Annotated in this window: 17 protein-coding genes; 14 read left to right on the top strand and 3 right to left on the bottom strand. The window is 62.0% G+C overall.

What is annotated here, in order from left to right; translation table 11 throughout:
- Positions 1 to 18 precede the first annotated feature (18 nt).
- Positions 19 to 1,374 carry an oxygen-independent coproporphyrinogen III oxidase gene (gene hemN, locus Q7J44_RS19200; RefSeq protein WP_304882718.1) on the bottom strand — a complete coding sequence of 452 codons (1,356 nt, stop codon included), beginning with the start codon at positions 1,372 to 1,374 and terminating at the stop codon, positions 19 to 21.
- 65 nt (positions 1,375 to 1,439) lie between these two features.
- Here hemN (Q7J44_RS19200) and fnrL point away from each other — a divergent pair, with 65 nt between their 5' ends.
- Positions 1,440 to 2,192 (top strand): transcriptional regulator FnrL, encoded by a 753-nt coding sequence (gene fnrL / locus Q7J44_RS19195; protein WP_304882716.1) that lies wholly within the window; start codon positions 1,440 to 1,442, stop codon positions 2,190 to 2,192.
- A 56-nt stretch (positions 2,193 to 2,248) separates the two neighbouring features.
- On the opposite strand, the gene Q7J44_RS19190 is transcribed toward fnrL, so the two are convergent.
- The gene (locus Q7J44_RS19190; RefSeq protein ID WP_304882714.1) at positions 2,249 to 3,094 is read right to left on the bottom strand and encodes a universal stress protein; all 846 of its coding nucleotides are present in this window, start codon (positions 3,092 to 3,094) and stop codon (positions 2,249 to 2,251) included.
- 227 nt (positions 3,095 to 3,321) lie between these two features.
- On the opposite strand from Q7J44_RS19190, the gene ccoN reads away from it, so the two are divergent.
- The 10 genes from ccoN (at position 3,322) to hemN (Q7J44_RS19140) (ending at position 13,786) form a co-directional block, all read left to right on the top strand.
- Complete coding sequence (gene ccoN, locus Q7J44_RS19185) at positions 3,322 to 4,947, top strand: cytochrome-c oxidase, cbb3-type subunit I (RefSeq protein WP_304882712.1); 1,626 nt, start codon at positions 3,322 to 3,324, stop codon at positions 4,945 to 4,947.
- A complete protein-coding gene (gene ccoO / locus Q7J44_RS19180; protein ID WP_304882710.1) occupies positions 4,947 to 5,555 on the top strand; it encodes a cytochrome-c oxidase, cbb3-type subunit II in 609 nt (202 codons plus the stop codon). The genes ccoN and ccoO overlap by 1 nt, the downstream gene beginning before the upstream one ends.
- A gap of 5 nt (positions 5,556 to 5,560) precedes the next feature.
- Positions 5,561 to 5,746 carry a cbb3-type cytochrome c oxidase subunit 3 gene (locus Q7J44_RS19175; RefSeq protein ID WP_304882708.1) on the top strand — a complete coding sequence of 62 codons (186 nt, stop codon included), beginning with the start codon at positions 5,561 to 5,563 and terminating at the stop codon, positions 5,744 to 5,746.
- On the top strand, positions 5,743 to 6,732 hold the full coding sequence (ccoP, locus tag Q7J44_RS19170; RefSeq protein WP_304882706.1) for a cytochrome-c oxidase, cbb3-type subunit III: 990 nt from the start codon (positions 5,743 to 5,745) through the stop codon (positions 6,730 to 6,732). The genes Q7J44_RS19175 and ccoP overlap by 4 nt, the downstream gene beginning before the upstream one ends.
- Before the next feature lie 136 nt (positions 6,733 to 6,868).
- Positions 6,869 to 8,281 carry a cytochrome c oxidase accessory protein CcoG gene (gene ccoG / locus Q7J44_RS19165; RefSeq protein WP_304882704.1) on the top strand — a complete coding sequence of 471 codons (1,413 nt, stop codon included), beginning with the start codon at positions 6,869 to 6,871 and terminating at the stop codon, positions 8,279 to 8,281.
- Between the two features lie 12 nt (positions 8,282 to 8,293).
- On the top strand, positions 8,294 to 8,818 hold the full coding sequence (locus Q7J44_RS19160; protein ID WP_304882702.1) for a FixH family protein: 525 nt from the start codon (positions 8,294 to 8,296) through the stop codon (positions 8,816 to 8,818).
- An 8-nt stretch (positions 8,819 to 8,826) separates the two neighbouring features.
- Entirely contained in the window at positions 8,827 to 11,226 is a 2,400-nt protein-coding gene (locus tag Q7J44_RS19155; RefSeq protein WP_304882701.1) for a heavy metal translocating P-type ATPase, read from the top strand.
- Positions 11,227 to 11,333: 107 nt separating this feature from the next.
- Complete coding sequence (ccoS, locus tag Q7J44_RS19150; protein WP_304882699.1) at positions 11,334 to 11,552, top strand: cbb3-type cytochrome oxidase assembly protein CcoS; 219 nt, start codon at positions 11,334 to 11,336, stop codon at positions 11,550 to 11,552.
- The gene (locus Q7J44_RS19145) at positions 11,545 to 12,228 is read left to right on the top strand and encodes a sulfite exporter TauE/SafE family protein (protein WP_304882697.1); all 684 of its coding nucleotides are present in this window, start codon (positions 11,545 to 11,547) and stop codon (positions 12,226 to 12,228) included. The genes ccoS and Q7J44_RS19145 overlap by 8 nt, the downstream gene beginning before the upstream one ends.
- 175 nt (positions 12,229 to 12,403) lie before the next feature.
- Positions 12,404 to 13,786 carry an oxygen-independent coproporphyrinogen III oxidase gene (gene hemN / locus Q7J44_RS19140; RefSeq protein ID WP_304882696.1) on the top strand — a complete coding sequence of 461 codons (1,383 nt, stop codon included), beginning with the start codon at positions 12,404 to 12,406 and terminating at the stop codon, positions 13,784 to 13,786.
- Between the two features lie 27 nt (positions 13,787 to 13,813).
- Here hemN (Q7J44_RS19140) and Q7J44_RS19135 read toward each other — a convergent pair whose 3' ends face one another.
- The gene (locus Q7J44_RS19135) at positions 13,814 to 14,278 is read right to left on the bottom strand and encodes a hypothetical protein (RefSeq protein WP_304882694.1); all 465 of its coding nucleotides are present in this window, start codon (positions 14,276 to 14,278) and stop codon (positions 13,814 to 13,816) included.
- Between the two features lie 153 nt (positions 14,279 to 14,431).
- Here Q7J44_RS19135 and fnr point away from each other — a divergent pair, with 153 nt between their 5' ends.
- The 3 genes from fnr to Q7J44_RS19120 all read left to right on the top strand — a co-directional run bounded on the left by fnr (position 14,432) and on the right by Q7J44_RS19120 (position 16,655).
- A complete protein-coding gene (fnr, locus tag Q7J44_RS19130) occupies positions 14,432 to 15,166 on the top strand; it encodes a fumarate/nitrate reduction transcriptional regulator Fnr (protein WP_304882693.1) in 735 nt (244 codons plus the stop codon).
- A 28-nt stretch (positions 15,167 to 15,194) separates the two neighbouring features.
- Entirely contained in the window at positions 15,195 to 15,743 is a 549-nt protein-coding gene (locus Q7J44_RS19125; protein WP_304882691.1) for an adenine phosphoribosyltransferase, read from the top strand.
- A 96-nt stretch (positions 15,744 to 15,839) separates the two neighbouring features.
- Complete coding sequence (locus Q7J44_RS19120; protein ID WP_304882689.1) at positions 15,840 to 16,655, top strand: ion transporter; 816 nt, start codon at positions 15,840 to 15,842, stop codon at positions 16,653 to 16,655.
- Positions 16,656 to 16,812: the final 157 nt, after the last annotated feature.

Raw genomic sequence — 16,812 nt, 5'->3', positions numbered from 1 at the left:
CAATGTAAGACCCAAGGGTCAGACCGCTATGGAATGCTGCGCCGCTGTCTGGCTATAGGCGTCAAAGGCGCGCGCCACCATGCGCGTCAGCGGGCGCGCGGCAGGCGGGATCGTCAGCCCGTCCGCATCCACCGTGACCATCCCGCCAAACGCCTCGGACGCGCTGCGCAGCAGCGCGTCCAGCCGGTCCGGCGTGCAGTCGAAATCGCGCAGGATCTCGGCGCGCGAGACGTGGAAATCGCACATCAGCGCCTCAATGATCCGGGCGCGCATCTGGTCTTCTCCGGCAAAAACATGGCCGCGATGCGTGGCAAAACGCCCGGCCCGGATCGCCTTTGTGTAATCGGATGTGCCGCTGACATTCTGCGCAAATCCCTGCGGAAACCGGCTGATCGATGATGCGCCCAGCCCGATCAGCACCGGGGCCGTGTCATCGGTATAGCCCTGAAAATTCCGCCGCAGCGTCCCCGCCGCCAAGGCCCGCGCCAAGCCGTCGTCCGGGCGGGCGAAATGGTCGATGCCGACGCTGGTATATCCATCGGCGTTGAACAGCTCTGCGGCCGTCTCAAACAGGCGCAGGCGTTCCTGCGGGGTCGGCATGGTGTCAGACGGGATCATCTGCTGGCGCCGACTCATCCACGGCACATGGGCGTAGCCATACAGCGCCACCCGGTCAGGCGACAAGGTCAGCAGCTTTTCCACCGAATCGATCATCCGCGCCGTGGTCTGGTGCGGCAGCCCGTACAGGATATCGGCGTTCAGACTGCGCACCCCCCGGTCGCGGATCATGTCTGCCACGTCGCGTGTCAATTCATAGCTTTGCGCGCGCCCGATGGTTTTCTGGATCAGCGGGTCAAAATCCTGCACCCCGATCGAGGCGCGGTTCATCCCCGCCGCCACCAGCGCATCCAGCCGCGCGGCATCAATCTCGTTCGGGTCAATCTCGACCGAAAACTCCGCCCCTGCGCCCAGAGGCACCGCCTCGAACACCGCCGCCGCCAACCGTTCGATCTGTGCTGCGGGCAACAGTGTGGGCGTCCCGCCGCCCCAATGCAGCCGCGACAGCGTCACGCCCTGCGGCAGGTGCCGCCGCAACAGGGCAATCTCGGCCAGCAGAGTCGCCACATATGCGATCACCGGCGCTTCGCTCTGGGTGCCCTGGGTGCGGCAGGCGCAGAACCAGCACAGCCTGCGGCAGAACGGCACATGCAAATATAACGATATCGCAGATCCTGCGGGAATAGCCTCGACCCAGGTGGTAAACAGCGTATGATCCACCGATCCGCCGAAATGCGGTGCTGTGGGGTAGCTGGTGTAACGCGGCACGCGTGCGTCAAACAGACCAAGCCGGGCAAGTTGCGGTTCATATCTCATTCCCGTATCTTCGCCGCACAGAACCAGATCTGCCTTGATGCAGATCAAATAGGGAAAGGGTGGCCATGTCCGTCCACCGTGAAATCCGAACCCAGATGCAGGATTGCGGCGATTGCCCGATCCGGCACCGGGCCGTCTGTGCCCGCTGCGAAGCGGATGAGCTGTCACAGCTGGAACAGATCAAATATTACCGCAGTTATCAGGCCGGTCAGACTGTGATCTGGTCGGGTGACAAGATGGATTTTGTGGCCTCGGTCGTCACCGGCATCGCCACGCTGACCCAGACCATGGAAGATGGTCGCCGCCAGATGGTGGGCCTGCTGCTGCCGTCGGATTTTGTTGGCCGCCCCGGGCGTTCCTCTGCCGCCTATGACGTGACCGCCACCACCGATCTGGTGATGTGCTGCTTCCGACGCAAACCGTTTGAGGAGCTGATGGCCAGCACGCCGCATATCGCGCAGCGTCTGCTGGAGATGACGCTGGACGAGTTGGACGCCGCCCGCGAATGGATGCTGCTGCTGGGTCGCAAGACCGCGCGCGAGAAAATCGCCAGTCTGCTCGCCATCATCGCCCGCCGCGATGCCAGCCTGAAAGAACCCCGCGCGGCCATGGCGTCGATCACGTTTGATCTGCCGCTGACGCGTGAGGAAATGTCCGACTACCTTGGCCTGACGCTGGAAACCGTCAGCCGACAGATGAGTGCGCTTAAACGCGATGGCATCATCACGCTGGATGGCAAGCGGCAGGTCACCATCCCGTCGATCGACGCGCTGATGGATGAAACCGGCGACGACAGCGACGGCGGATTTCTGGTTTAGGGTGCTGGCTCCGGCTCCCATGCCGGGGGGCAAACCGCCCCCGGCATGTACCAGCCTTAGTGCGCCATCAGCACCGGCACGGTGCATTGTTCCAGCATGTTGCGGGTGGCCCCGCCCAGAATGGCCTCGCGGAACCGCGAATGGCCGTAGGCCCCCATCACCAGCAGATCGGCATCCCTGTCGCGCAGATGGCGTAGCAACACATCCGACACGCGGGGCAGGCTGCGGGCCAGCACCGTCACTTCGGCCCGCACGCCGTGGCGCACCAGCATCTGGCACAGCATGCCGCCGGGGTCTGACCGTTCGGGCCCATGTACCGGCGGATCGATTACGGTGATCGCCACCTGATCGGCCTGTTTGAGCAAGGGCAGCGCGGCGCGCACCGCCGCCATCGCCTCGCGGCTCTGGTTCCAGGCCACCACCACCCGCTTTGGCACCGCGTGGGTCAGCCCGGTTTCCGGCAGCACCAGAACCGGGGCGCGGCCTTCGAACAGTGCGGCTTCGACGACGGCTTCCGCCTCGACTCCCTGTTCCTTGCCATAGGGCCGCGCCAGCACCACCAGATCGGCAAAGCGCGCGCGCTGCGCGACCAGATCGGTCATCGCGCCGATCTGGGTCACCGCCGCCTCGACACTGGCGCGCAGGCCGGGGGCTTCGGCGGCAAGGGCAGCCTTGACCGCGCCCTCCAGCGCAAGGGCGTCACTTTCGGCACGCTCTTGCGACACCTGCAACAAGACGGCCCCCGATCCGATATAGGAATAGCCGATCTGCGTCCGGTCAACCCCCAGCGCCAGAATGTCCAGATGCGCATCGGTCTGCGCGCACAGCCTTGCCGCTGCAGCGATAGTCTGCGGCACCTGCGCGGTGTGGGTGGCAACGGTAAAGATGGATTTATAGGTCATGGATCCCTCCTGTTTTCCGGCGTCCCTGCGTCCCGGTCCTGATCGCGAAGCCGGGGGCTGAGTGATGACGTCGCATTGATCTTTATCAGGCAGTTGGTGACGTTTGGTTGATATGGATCAAGGACCGGAGGGGTCTTCACGCGCACAAGCAGATCTGTCGGTAAGCGCGCGGACTGGCACCCGAATCATGCCGGGGGCAGATCCAGCCAAGGACGAAGGGACGTGAAATGTGGGATTATCTGAAACTGGTCGTGCTTGGTCTGCTGGCGGTAGGTGCGGCAATTGCGGCCAACTACGCCCGTGACCTGGCCTATCTGGTCAACGCGGTCACGGTCATGCTGGCGGCGAGCATCATCTTTCTGGTGGTGCTGCGCGGCATGGACGAGGTGAAAACCGTCAACCGCAACGAATATATGGACGGGGTCGTGCGCGCCGGCGTGATCGCCACCGCGTTCTGGGGCATCGTCGGCTTTCTGGTCGGCGTGGTGATCGCCAGCCAGCTGGCCTGGCCCTGGCTGAACTTTGAAGCGTTGCAGGGCATGGGCAACTTTGGCCGACTGCGCCCGCTGCACACCAGTGCGGTGATCTTTGCCTTTGGCGGCAACGCGCTGATCATGTCGTCGTTCTACATTGTGCAGCGCACCAGCGCCGTGCGGCTGTGGGGCGGCAATCTGGGCTGGTTCGTGTTCTGGGGCTGGCAGCTGGTGATCGTGCTTGCGGCTTCCGGCTATGTGCTGGGCGCAACCCAGTCCAAGGAATATGCCGAACCGGTCTGGTATGTGGACATCCTGATCACAGTGGTCTGGGTCGCCTTTCTGGCAGTGTTTGCCGGCACGCTGATGAAGCGCAAGGAACCCCATATCTACGTCGCCAACTGGTTCCTGTTGGCGATGATCATCACCATTGCCATGCTGCATCTTGTGAACAACATGGCGATCCCGGTGTCGTTCTTCGGCTCGCAATCGGTGCAGGTCACCTCTGGCGTGCAGGATGCGATGATCCAGTGGTGGTACGGCCACAACGCAGTAGGTTTCTTCCTGACCACCGGCTTTCTGGGGATGATGTACTACTTCGTGCCCAAGCAGGCCGAGCGTCCGATCTACTCGTATCGCCTGTCCATCGTGCACTTCTGGGCGCTGATCACCCTGTACATCTGGGCCGGTCCGCACCACCTGCACTACACCGCACTGCCGGATTGGGCGCAGTCCCTCGGTATGGCGATGTCGATCATCCTGCTGGCACCAAGCTGGGGCGGCATGATCAACGGCATGATGAGCCTGTCGGGCGCCTGGCATAAGCTGCGCACCGACCCAATCCTGCGCTTCCTGGTGGTATCGCTGGCGTTCTACGGCATGTCGACCTTCGAAGGTCCGATGATGGCGATCAAAACCGTCAACGCCCTGTCGCACTACACCGACTGGACCATCGGCCACGTTCACGCCGGCGCGCTCGGCTGGGTGGCGATGATCTCCATTGGCGCGCTGTACCACCTGCTGCCTAAGGTTTTCGGTCGTCCACAGATGCACAGCGTTGGCCTGATCAATGCGCACTTCTGGCTGGCCACCATCGGCACCGTGCTGTACATCGCCTCGATGTGGGTCAACGGCATCACCCAAGGCCTGATGTGGCGTGCAGTCAACGAAGACGGCACCCTCACCTACTCCTTCGTTGAAGCGCTGGAAGCCAGCCACCCGGGTTACGTGGTGCGCATGATTGGTGGCGCCTTCTTCGTCGCCGGCATGCTACTGATGGCTTACAACACCTACCGCACCGTGCGTGCCGCCAAGGCTTCGGAATACGAAGCAGCCGCACAGATTCCTGCCGCCCAACTCACAGCAGGGAGCGCGCACTGATGAAACACGAAATCCTTGAGAAGAATATTGGCCTGATGGCGCTGCTGATGGTTCTGGCCGTCAGCATCGGCGGCCTGACTCAAATCGTTCCGCTGTTTTTCCAGGACGTTACCAACGAGCCGGTGGAAGGCCTCAAGCCTTACACCGCGCTGCAACTGGAAGGCCGCGATGTGTACATCGCCAACGGCTGTGTCGGCTGCCACTCGCAGATGATCCGTCCGTTCCGTGCTGAAACCGAACGTTACGGCCACTACTCGGTAGCCGGTGAAAGCGTCTGGGACCACCCCTTCCTGTGGGGTTCCAAGCGTACTGGTCCGGACCTGGCCCGCGTCGGCGGTCGTTACTCGGATGAATGGCAACGTGCGCATCTGTACAACCCGCGCAACGTGGTGCCGGAGTCGAAGATGCCGGCATACCCCTGGTTGGTCGAGCACAAACTCGACGGCAAGGACACCGCCAAGAAGATGGAAGTCATGCGTGGTTTTGGCATCCCTTACACCGATGAAGACATCGCTGGGGCCAAGGACGCAGTAAAAGGCAAGACCGAAATGGACGCACTGGTTGCGTACCTGCAGGTTCTCGGCACATCCATCAAGAACAAACGGTAACGCACATGGATATCGGGATGATTCGCGGCATAGGCACAGCAGTGGTGTTCGTTGCCTTTATTGGCGTGGTGCTCTGGGCCTATAGCAGCAAGCGTAAATCCAGCTTCGACGAGGCCGCTAACCTGCCCTTCGCCGACGATCCCAAACCCAATGAGCGTGACGAGCAATCTTCCAGGAGCAATAACCAATGACCACGTTCTGGAGTTGGTACGTAACCATTCTGTCTCTGGGCACCATCTTTGCCCTGACCTGGCTGATCTTCGGCACCCGTAAGGGCCAGCGCGAAGAAACCACCGAAGAAACCGTTGGGCATGAGTTCGACGGTATCGAAGAGTTCGACAACCCGCTGCCCAAGTGGTGGTTCATGCTGTTTGTCGGCACCATCATCTTTGCCCTCGGCTACCTGGCGCTCTACCCGGGCCTGGGTAACTGGAAAGGTCTGCTGCCGGGCTACGACTACCTCGACAGCGAGGCCAAGACCCCCTTCGCCACCAATATCCAAATTGCCGGTGGTGTAGAGCGCAATGCAGGCTGGACCGGTGTGCACCAGTGGGAAAAGGAGATGGCCAAGGCTGAAGGCCAGTACGGGCCGATCTTCGCCAAATATGCCGCCATGCCAATCGAGCAAGTGGCCCAGGACGAGCAAGCGTTGAAAATGGGCGGTCGCCTGTTTGCTTCCAACTGCTCGGTCTGCCACGGCTCCGACGCCAAGGGCGCTTATGGCTTCCCGAACCTGACCGACAATGATTGGCTGTATGGCGGCGAGCCAGAAACCATCAAGACCACCATCATGGGCGGCCGTCAGGCAGCCATGCCAGCGTGGAAAGACAGCATCGGCGAAGAAGGCATCCGCAACGTGGCCGGTTACATCCGCAGCCTGTCCGGTTTGAAAAACCCGGAAGGTATCGCGGTTGATCTTGCCGCAGGTCAAGACATCTTCGCGACCAATTGTGCAGTCTGTCATGGCGCTGAAGGTAAGGGCCAACAGGCCATGGGCGCCCCCAACCTGACCGACAAAGTCTGGCTTTACGGCTCCAGCTTTGCTCAGGTGCAACAAACTCTGCGCTATGGCCGCAACGGCAAGATGCCCGCCCAGGCTGACTTCCTGGGCAACGATAAGGTGCATCTGCTGGCGGCTTACGTGTACAGCCTGTCGCACGCAAAAACCGAGAAGTAATTCTCCTGCCTGACAGGCGCGACCGCAGGTCGCACCTGTCAGGCAATCGTCAGGCGTACCATAGCGCAAGAGCCCGTATGACCCCGGCCGGCACGTATCGACCAGGGCAGCCAATCAACCGCCGTGGTACGAACTGATGAGTGCACAGATTCCAGTTAAAGACGTCACCCCTGCCCCGGCCAAGGTCGAAGTTGTTGACCTGTACGCCAACCGCGAAAAAATCTACACCCGCTCCTTCACTGGCATCTTCCGCAACTTGCGCATGCTCGGTGGCGCAGCCCTCTTCCTGTTGTACTTCGGCACCGTATGGTTGACCTGGAATGGCCGTCAGGCCGTCTGGTGGAACCTGCCGGAGCGCAAATTCTATATTTTCGGCTCCACCTACTGGCCGCAGGACTTCGTTCTGCTCTCGGCGCTGTTGATCATTGCCGCCTTCGGTCTGTTCTTTATCACCGTGTTCGCCGGCCGCGTGTGGTGTGGCTACACCTGCCCGCAAAGCGTATTCACCTGGGTATTCATGTGGGCGGAAAAGGTCACCGAAGGTGATCGCAACCAACGCATGAAGCTCGACAAGAGCCCGATGACCACGCAGAAATTTCTGCGCAAACTGGCCAAGCACGGCATCTGGGTCGGCGTATCGCTGGTTACCGCGATCACTTTCGTCGGCTACTTCACGCCAATCCGCGAACTGATCCCCGAGCTGTTCAGCCTGCAAGCAGGCGGCTGGGCGCTGTTCTGGGTCGGCTTCTTTACTGTCGCTACTTACGGCAACGCTGGCTACCTGCGCGAGCAGGTGTGCATCTACATGTGCCCCTATGCGCGCTTCCAGAGCGTGATGTTCGACCAGGACACCCTGATCGTCTCCTACGACCCGCGGCGCGGCGAACACCGTGGCCCACGCAAGCGCGATGCCGATTACAAGGCCGAAGGCCTGGGCGACTGCATCGACTGTAAAATGTGCGTGCACGTCTGCCCTACCGGCATCGACATCCGCGACGGCCTGCAGATCGAATGCATCGGCTGCGCGGCCTGCATCGACGCCTGCGACAGCATCATGGACAAGATGAACTACCCCAAAGGGCTGATCAGCTACACCACCGAGCACAACCTCTCCGGGCAGAAAACCCAACTGGTACGACCACGCCTGATTGGTTACGCCGTAGCTTTGGTCGCGATGTTCTGCGTATTTGCCTGGGCAGTTGCCGACCGCTCGCTGGTGGAACTGGATGTGCTCAAGGACCGCGTGCTTTACCGCGAAAACGAAGAGGGCCGGATCGAGAACGTCTACACCCTGAAGATCATGAACAAGGCCCAGCACGAGGTCACTTACCTGATCGAAGCCGACGGCCTTGACGGCCTGGTGTACGAAGGCAAGCGCGAGATCAAGGCAATCGCTGGCGAGGTGCTGTCGCTGCCTGTCGAGCTGTCCATCGACCCGGAAAAACTACCTTCGAGCACCAATGAAATCACCTTCCGCCTGCACTCGGCGGATGACCCAAGCATCAAAACCGACGCCGCCAGCCGCTTTATCGGCCCCAGCGTGCGCTGATTAGAGAAGACCATGTCTGAACCCATAGCTGAAAAGAACGCCGAAATCATCAAGCCCTGGTACAAGCAATTCTGGCCCTGGTTCCTGATTGGCCTGCTGGCCTATTCAGTGGTCCAGGGGCTGACCCTGCTGACCATCGCCACGAAGAACCCGCCAGGGCTGATCTCCGATGACTATTACGACGTCGGCAAGGGCATCAACCAGTCGCTGGAGCGGGAAAACCACGCCATTCGCCTGAAGCTGCACGCCAGCCTGCTGCTCAACGATGACAACGGCACCGCCACCCTGCAGCTGAGCGGCAATAGCCGTCCGCAGCAGCTGGTGCTCAATCTGATATCGCCGACCCAACCCGAGCGCGACCGCCGGGTGATCCTGCAACCTCAGGCCGATGGCAGCTACAGCGGACAGATGATCGACGCCGTGCAAGGCCGGCGCTTTGTCGAGCTGATCGGCCAGGAAGGTGGCAAGGACTGGCGCCTGTTTGAGGAAGAAAACGTGCAAAGCGGGCAGAACATCCTTCTCGGGGATGCTCAATAAGCGCACCGATGGCCAGCCCGACTCCCTGCTATCACTGTGGTCTGCCGGTTCCCGCCGGCAGCCGTTTCCAGGCCCAGGTACTGGGCGCGACCCGCGAGATGTGCTGCCCGGGCTGTCAGGCAGTGGCCGAAGCCATCGTCAGCGGCGGCCTGGAGCATTACTACAAGCACCGCAGCGAAAGCGCCGCCAACCCGCAAAGCCTGCCCCAAGCGCTGCCCGATGAGCTGGCGCTGTATGACCGCAGCGACGTGCAGCAGCCGTTTGTCGAGCATGACGGCGAACTCAGCGAAACCTGCCTGCTGATCGAGGGCATCAGCTGCGCGGCCTGTGGCTGGCTGATTGAAAAGCACCTGCGCGCTCTGCCCGGCGTCAGCGAGGCGCACCTCAACCTGTCCAACCACCGCCTGCAGGTGCGCTGGGCTGACAGCCAACTGCCGCTCAGCAGCCTGCTCAAGGCACTGCGCAAAATCGGCTACGCCGCCCACCCCTGGCAGGCCGATGCCGCCGCAGAACAGCTGCAGCGCGAGAACCGCCGCGCCATGCGCGAACTGGGCGTGGCCGGCATGCTGTGGATGCAGGTGATGATGGCGACCATGGCCACCTGGCCGGAATTCAACATCGACCTCAGCCCTGAGCTGGACAAGATCCTGCGCTGGGTCAGCCTGTTTCTCACCACGCCGATTGTCTTCTACTGCTGCGGCCAGTTCTTCCGTGGTGCGCTGCGTGACCTGCGCACCCGCCACCTGACCATGGATGTGTCGGTGTCCTTGGCGATTGGCGGTGCCTATATCGCCGGCATCTGGTCGACGGTGACCGGCCAGGGCGAGCTGTATTTCGATGCAGTAGGCATGTTCGCCCTGTTTTTGCTGGCCGGCCGCTACCTGGAGCGCCGCGCCCGCGAACGCACGGCCGCCGCCACCTCACAGCTGGTCAACCTGCTGCCAGCCTCCTGTCTACGCCTGGCTGCCGACGGTCAGAGCCAGCGCATTCTGCTCAGCGAACTGCGTATCGGCGATCAGGTGCTGGTGCCGCCTGGCGCTCTACTGCCGGCTGACGGACGGATTGTTCAGGGCCAGTCGAGCGTCGATGAATCGCTGCTCACCGGCGAATACCTGCCGCAGCCGCGCAAGGCCGGCGATGCCGTTACCGCCGGCACTCTGAATGTCGAAGGACCATTGAGCGTCGAAGTGCAGGCCTTGGGCGATGCCACGCGGCTGTCGGCCATCGTTCGCCTGCTGGAGCGCGCGCAGAGCGACAAACCGCGCTTGGCGGTACTGGCCGATCAGGTCGCGCAGTGGTTCCTGCTGATCGTCCTGGTGGTGGCAGCCATCGTCGGCCTGGTCTGGTGGCAGCTCGATCCCTCCCGCGCGTTCTGGATCGTCCTGGCCCTGCTGGTGGCCACCTGCCCTTGCGCGCTGGCGCTGGCCACACCCACGGCACTGACGGCAGCGACCGGCTCACTGCACAAGCTGGGTATGCTGCTGACCCGTGGCCACGTGCTGGAAGGGCTGAACCAGATCGACACCCTGGTGCTGGACAAGACCGGCACCCTCACCGAAGGCCGCCTGACTCTCAGCGCCATTCACCCTTTGCGCGAGCTGGATGCCGACAGCTGCCTGGCCCTGGCCGCTGCGTTGGAAAATCGCTCCGAACACCCGATTGCCCGCGCCTTCGGCCAGGCTGCAGAAGCCGCAGAAGCGGTCGACAGCCATCCGGGCTTGGGCCTGCAAGGACGGGTTAGCGGCCGCGTGCTGCGCATCGGCGAGGCGGGCTTTGTCTGCGCGCTGAGTGCGCAACCCGCGCCGACGATTGCCGGTGAGCACGGCCAATGGCTGCTGCTGGGCGATGAGCAAGGGCCGCTGGCCTGGTTCGTGTTGAATGACCGCCTACGCGAAGACGCGCCGCAACTGATCGACATGGCCAAGGCCAAAGGCTGGCAGATTATGCTGCTGTCCGGCGACAGCTCGCCGATGGTCGGCGAAGTGGCGCGCCAGCTAGGCATCATTGACGCCCGTGGCGGCCTCACCCCAGATGCCAAGCTGGACGTATTGAAGCAGCTGCACAGCCAGGGCCGCCGGGTATTGATGCTCGGTGATGGGGTTAACGATGTGCCGGTATTGGCCGCCGCCGATATCAGCGTGGCCATGGGCAGCGCCACCGACTTGGCGAAAACCAGCGCCGACGCCGTGCTGCTCTCCAACCGCCTAAGCAGCCTGGTGCAGGCGCTACACATGGCGCAACGAACCCGCCGCATCATCATCGAGAACCTCACCTGGGCCAGCCTGTACAATGGCCTGGTGCTGCCCTTCGCCGCTATTGGCTGGATCACCCCCATCTTGGCCGCGCTGGGTATGTCGGTCAGCTCATTGCTGGTGGTGGTTAACGCCCTGCGCCTGACTCGCACGTAGGGTGGATCACGCTTCACCGATCCACCACAACGTTGCTCCGGTGGATGTAAAAAGCGACAGCTACGCGCCCCGATCCACCCTACACCCAAGCCGTACCCGGAGACCTTATGCCCGCGCTCTATATCCTGATCCCGGTGGCCATTGCCCTGGTCGGCTTCGCCATCTGGCTGTTCTTCTGGGCGGTGGACAGTGGCCAGTACGACGACCTCGACGGTCCAGCCCACAGCATCCTGTTCGACGACGAAGACCCCAAGCACACTGCAGCCGTAAGCCAGGTGCAGCAACTCGACGAGCCTCAGGCCGAACAGGACAAGCGCGGTGCTTGAGCTGCTGCCACTGCTGGTTTCAGCGCTGATCCTCGGCCTGCTCGGTGGCGGCCACTGCCTGGGCATGTGTGGCGGCCTGATGGGCGCACTGACCCTGGCCATCCCACCCGAGCGGCGCGCACAGCGCTTTCAGCTGCTGCTGGCCTATAACCTGGGGCGCATTTTCAGTTACAGCCTGGCCGGCCTACTGCTCGGCCTGGCCGGCTGGGCAGTTGCCAATAGCCCTTTGGTCATGGGCCTGCGCGTGATTGCGGCGTTACTGCTGATTGCCATGGGCCTGTACCTGGCCGGTTGGTGGAGCGGCCTGACCCGTATTGAAGCCCTCGGTCGTGGCCTGTGGCGCTATATCCAGCCACTGACCCGGCGTTTTATGCCGGTCACCAGCCTGCCGCGTGCCCTGGTGCTCGGCAGTCTGTGGGGCTGGCTGCCCTGCGGCCTGGTCTACAGCACCCTGCTGTGGGCCGCGAGCCAGGGCAATGCATTGAGCAGCGCAGCGCTGATGCTGGCCTTCGGCCTCGGCACCCTGCCAGTGCTGCTTGCCACTGGCATGGCTGCCGAACGCCTGACCGCCCTGCTGCGCAGACAAGGCGTGCGCATGGCCGGCGGTATTCTGGTAATCCTCTTCGGCCTGTGGACAATGCCCGGCCCGCACCAGCACTGGCTGATGGGCCACTGAGACGAGAAGGGTGTAGCCCGGATGCAATCCGGGGATCGCCGGCACCTTGTTCCCGGATTGCATCCGGGCTACGGAGTCACAACACCCCAGCGCTCGACGCACCCTTGATTCAGGTCAAGGCCCCCGCCCATCTGCCTCCCTAGACTGGCCCCACTGCCTTTCCAGGATTTTTTCCATGCTCAACGCCATCCAGTGGGACAGCACTCTGATCCGCCGCTACGACCAGGCCGGCCCGCGCTACACCTCCTATCCGACCGCCGTGCAGTTTCATGAGCGCGTCAGCCAGTTCGACCTGCTGCATGCCCTGCGCGGCAGCCGCAAGGCGCTGCGGCCGCTGTCGCTGTATGTGCACATCCCGTTCTGTGCACACATCTGCTACTACTGCGCCTGCAACAAGGTGATCACCAAGGATCGTGGCCGCACCCAGCCCTACCTGGAAAAGCTCGAACGCGAAATCGAGATCATTAGCCGTCATCTCGACCCGCAGCAGAAGGTCGAGCAGCTGCACTTCGGCGGCGGTACGCCGACCTTTCTTAGTCACTATGAACTGCGCCACCTGATGGGCCACCTGCGCCAGCACTTCAATCTGCTGGATGACGACAGCGGCGATTACAGCATCGAGATCGACCCGCGCGAAGCCGACTGGTCGACCATGGGCCTGCTCCGCGAGCTGGGCTTCAACCGCGTCAGCCTGGGCGTGCAGGATCTCGACCCAGCCGTGCAGCGAGCAGTCAATCGCTTACAGACCCTGGAAGAAACCCGCGCCATCGTCGAAGCTGCGCGTACCCTGCAGTTCCGCTCGATAAACATCGACCTGATCTACGGCCTGCCGCTGCAAACCCCGGAGCGCTTTGCCCACACCGTGGCTGAAGTGATTGCCTTGCAGCCTGATCGTCTCTCGCTGTTCAACTACGCCCACCTGCCGGAGCGCTTTATGCCGCAGCGGCGAATCAACACCAGCGACCTGCCCAACCCCGGTGACAAGCTGGCCATGCTGCAGGCCAGCATCGAGCAACTGAGCGCCGCCGGTTACCGCTATATCGGTATGGATCACTTCGCCCTGCCCGACGACGAACTGGCCAGCGCCCAGGAAGATGGCAGCCTGCAACGCAACTTCCAGGGCTACACCACCCACGGCCACTGCGACCTGATCGGCCTGGGGGTGTCATCGATCAGCCAGATTGGCGATCTCTACTGTCAGAACAACAGCGACCTGAGCAAATACCAGGACAGCCTCGGCCACAGCGAACTGGCCACCGTGCGCGGCCTGCACTGTGACGCAGACGACCGTTTGCGCCGTGCCGTGATTCAGCAGTTGATCTGTCATTTTCAGCTGCGTTTTGCCGCTATCGAACAGACCTACGCCATCGATTTTCGCAGTTACTTTGCCGAGGTCTGGCCGCAACTGCAGCAGATGGCCAGTGACGGGCTGATCGAATTGAATGCCCTGGGCATCGAAGTACGGCCAGCGGGCCGTCTGCTGGTGCGCTCGCTGTGCATGCTGTTTGATCGCTACCTCAGCGAATTAAACCAGCAACGTTTTTCCCGGGTGATCTAGCAGGCTGCCGACTATACGAGCCGAGGCTTATTTCATCACCAGGCCGGCCACTTCCTGCATCTGTTGATCACTGAGGTCCTGCTCACGCATAGTCTTGATCAGCGTCGCGTTGGCGCTGCTCAGGGCGCCCTGCAGCGAGGCCAGTTCACCCTGCAGCGCTTCGATCCTTATGCGTTTAGCCTCGGGATCGAGGCTCTGGTCCTGCATGACCTCTTGTAACTCGGCTTTCTTCGCCTCGATCTGCGCCTTGATCTCACGGATTCGCTTGAGCAGGTCCTTGAGCACATCCGGCAGGCTGCTCTCATCAATATCGCGGTTCTTCTCTGCGGCGGCGGAGCGTGCCTTGCCCAGCTCCGACAGGCTTACCCGCAGGCTGTCGCGCAACGCCTGCTTGTCCGCCTCGCTGCTCTCCACACCGCTTTCGGCCGCAGCGCTCTTGCGCTCCAGCGACAGGTTCATGCGGGTGCTTAATTGGGTCGATTCCAGACGCATACGAACGCTCCTTGCAGATATTCAAAGCCGCCTGGTTTATCGGCCGCACCGATTAAAACTTGAACATTCGATCAGACTGCGTCTTAGTGGCCCTGCCCTGCCCCCTGCTGTAACCTTACAGCTATTGTGTGTTTACCCTCAGGATCGCCAGCGATGTCCGAAAGCATCAAGTTGCATAGCCCACACCAAGCCCATTGCAAGGATTGCAGCCTGGCGAGTTTGTGCCTGCCGCTGTCCCTGAACCTGGAAGACATGGACGCCCTCGACGAAATCGTCAAACGCGGCCGCCCACTGAAAAAGGGCGAATTCCTGTTCCGCCAGAGCGATGCCTTCAACTCTGTCTTCGCCGTGCGTTCCGGGGCGCTGAAAACCTTCAGCCTGAGCGACAGCGGTGATGAGCAGATCACCGGTTTCCACCTGCCCAGCGAACTGGTCGGCCTGTCCGGCATGGACAGTGACGCGTACCCGGTGTCAGCCATGGCATTGGAAACCACCTCGGTGTGCGAAATCCCCTTCGAGCGCCTCGACGAGCTGTCGGTGCAACTGCCGCAACTGCGCCGCCAGTTGATGCGCGTCATGAGCCGCGAGATCCGCGACGATCAGCAAATGATGCTGCTGCTGTCGAAGAAAACCGCCGACGAGCGCATCGCCACCTTCCTGGTCAACCTCTCGGCGCGCTTCCGCGCCCGTGGTTTCTCGGCCAATCAGTTCCGTCTGGCCATGTCGCGCAACGAAATTGGTAACTATTTGGGCCTTGCGGTGGAGACCGTATCGCGGGTATTTACCCGCTTCCAACAGAACAAGCTGCTCGAAGCCGAAGGCAAGGAAGTGCATATCCTCGATCCCATCGAGCTGTGCGCATTGGCCGGCGGCAACCTTGAGGGCTGATCGACCCGCATAGCGCAGGACCTAGCCGATGATCTTCGACGAATTCAGCATCAAAACCCTGATCCGCCCGGTGGTGGACTTCCCCAAGCCGGGGGTGATCTTTCGCGACATCACCCCGCTGTTCCAGTCACCACGTGCCCTGCGTATGGTCGCCGACAGCTTTATCCAGCGTTACGTCGAAGCAGATTTCAGCCATATCGGCGCCATGGATGCGCGCGGTTTTCTGATCGGTTCGATCATCGCCTATGAGCTGAACAAACCGCTGATCCTGTTCCGCAAGCAAGGCAAGCTGCCCGCCGACGTACTCAGCGAGAGCTACCAGACCGAGTACGGCGAAGCCAAACTGGAAGTGCACGCCGACAGCCTCTGCGAAGGCGACAAGGTGCTGATTTTCGATGACCTGATCGCCACCGGTGGCACCCTGCTGGCTGCTGCACAGCTGGTACGGCGTATGGGCGCGAGCATCATCGAAGCCGCCGCAATCATCGATCTACCCGAGCTGGGCGGCTCACAGAAACTGCAGGACCGTGGCATCCCGACTTTCGCCCTGACCAGTTTCGCTCTCAACGACCAATAAAACCGCCCCAAGGCCCTGACGACAGCGCTGCATGTCCGGGCCTGGCGGACCTTCGCGAACTACTCGCCCACTGTTTACACAAGTACCCTACACGCCATGAATGAAACCCCAATAAGCCCCACGCCCAGCCACTGGCGTCTGCGCCTCGGCGCGCTGATGGAAAGCACAGCCATCACCCGCCTGGTCACCACCCTGATCATCCTCAACGCAGCGATTCTCGGCATCCAGACCTACCCTGGGCTGATGGCCAACTGGGGCGAGTTGCTGCTGATGCTGGATAAACTGATTCTCGCGGTGTTTATCCTGGAACTGGCGCTGCGCTTTATCGCTCGCGGCCTGGGCCTGCTGCGTGATCCCTGGGCGGTATTCGACTGCCTGGTGGTGGGCGTGGCGCTGGTGCCGTCCAGCGGGCCATTCGCCGTGCTGCGTGCGCTGCGCGTGTTGCGCGTGCTGCGGCTGATTTCGATCAACCCGAACATGCGCCGGGTGGTCGAGGCGCTGCTGTCCTCGCTACCGGGCATGGGCAGCATCGCCATGCTGCTCGGCCTGGTGTTCTACGTAGCGGCAGTAATGGCCACCCAACTGTTTGGCGCAGCCTTCCCCGAGTGGTTTGGCAGCCTCGGTGCCAGCCTCTACACCCTGTTTCAGGTGATGACGCTGGAAAGCTGGTCGATGGGTATCGTGCGCCCGGTGATGGAGCAGTTCCCGCTGGCGTGGCTGTATTTCCTGCCATTTATCCTGATTGCCACTTTTATGATGCTCAACCTGTTTATCGCCGTGGTGGTCAATGCCATGCAGACCACCCATGAGCAGGAAGCCAAACTGGCGCCACCTTCACCCACCGAGCAATTGCTGCTCGATGAACTGCGCGCCCTGCGCGCCGAAGTCGCCGAGCTGCGCCAGCAACGCTGAGGCACAGTTCCCGGATAAGCCTCTTGAGGTTGTGGGCTCAGGGAATTTGTAGGAGCGGCCCATGGCCGCGAATGGCATGTTCGGCAAAGCCATCGCGGGCACGGCCCGCGCCTACGCCCGGCAAGACTGCGTAGCATCCACTCGGCGAGATTACAGG

Source organism: Pseudotabrizicola sp., assembly GCF_030656345.1.
In the GTDB taxonomy this organism is placed as follows: domain Bacteria; phylum Pseudomonadota; class Alphaproteobacteria; order Rhodobacterales; family Rhodobacteraceae; genus Pseudotabrizicola.
Note: the sequence above shows the minus strand (reverse complement) of the source record. Positions and strands in the feature narration are given on the sequence as shown.

Bases quoted from the DNA above. Each gene is read 5' to 3' on its own strand.
- hemN (WP_304882718.1), bottom strand. From the start codon at position 1,374: ATGAGATATGAACCGCAACTTGCCCGGCTTGGTCTGTTTGACGCACGC.
- fnrL (WP_304882716.1), top strand. From the start codon at position 1,440: ATGTCCGTCCACCGTGAAATCCGAACCCAGATGCAGGATTGCGGCGAT.
- Q7J44_RS19190 (WP_304882714.1), bottom strand. From the start codon at position 3,094: ATGACCTATAAATCCATCTTTACCGTTGCCACCCACACCGCGCAGGTG.
- ccoN (WP_304882712.1), top strand. From the start codon at position 3,322: ATGTGGGATTATCTGAAACTGGTCGTGCTTGGTCTGCTGGCGGTAGGT.
- ccoO (WP_304882710.1), top strand. From the start codon at position 4,947: ATGAAACACGAAATCCTTGAGAAGAATATTGGCCTGATGGCGCTGCTG.
- Q7J44_RS19175 (WP_304882708.1), top strand. From the start codon at position 5,561: ATGGATATCGGGATGATTCGCGGCATAGGCACAGCAGTGGTGTTCGTT.
- ccoP (WP_304882706.1), top strand. From the start codon at position 5,743: ATGACCACGTTCTGGAGTTGGTACGTAACCATTCTGTCTCTGGGCACC.
- ccoG (WP_304882704.1), top strand. From the start codon at position 6,869: ATGAGTGCACAGATTCCAGTTAAAGACGTCACCCCTGCCCCGGCCAAG.
- Q7J44_RS19160 (WP_304882702.1), top strand. From the start codon at position 8,294: ATGTCTGAACCCATAGCTGAAAAGAACGCCGAAATCATCAAGCCCTGG.
- Q7J44_RS19155 (WP_304882701.1), top strand. From the start codon at position 8,827: ATGGCCAGCCCGACTCCCTGCTATCACTGTGGTCTGCCGGTTCCCGCC.
- ccoS (WP_304882699.1), top strand. From the start codon at position 11,334: ATGCCCGCGCTCTATATCCTGATCCCGGTGGCCATTGCCCTGGTCGGC.
- hemN (WP_304882696.1), top strand. From the start codon at position 12,404: ATGCTCAACGCCATCCAGTGGGACAGCACTCTGATCCGCCGCTACGAC.
- Q7J44_RS19135 (WP_304882694.1), bottom strand. From the start codon at position 14,278: ATGCGTCTGGAATCGACCCAATTAAGCACCCGCATGAACCTGTCGCTG.
- fnr (WP_304882693.1), top strand. From the start codon at position 14,432: ATGTCCGAAAGCATCAAGTTGCATAGCCCACACCAAGCCCATTGCAAG.
- Q7J44_RS19125 (WP_304882691.1), top strand. From the start codon at position 15,195: ATGATCTTCGACGAATTCAGCATCAAAACCCTGATCCGCCCGGTGGTG.
- Q7J44_RS19120 (WP_304882689.1), top strand. From the start codon at position 15,840: ATGAATGAAACCCCAATAAGCCCCACGCCCAGCCACTGGCGTCTGCGC.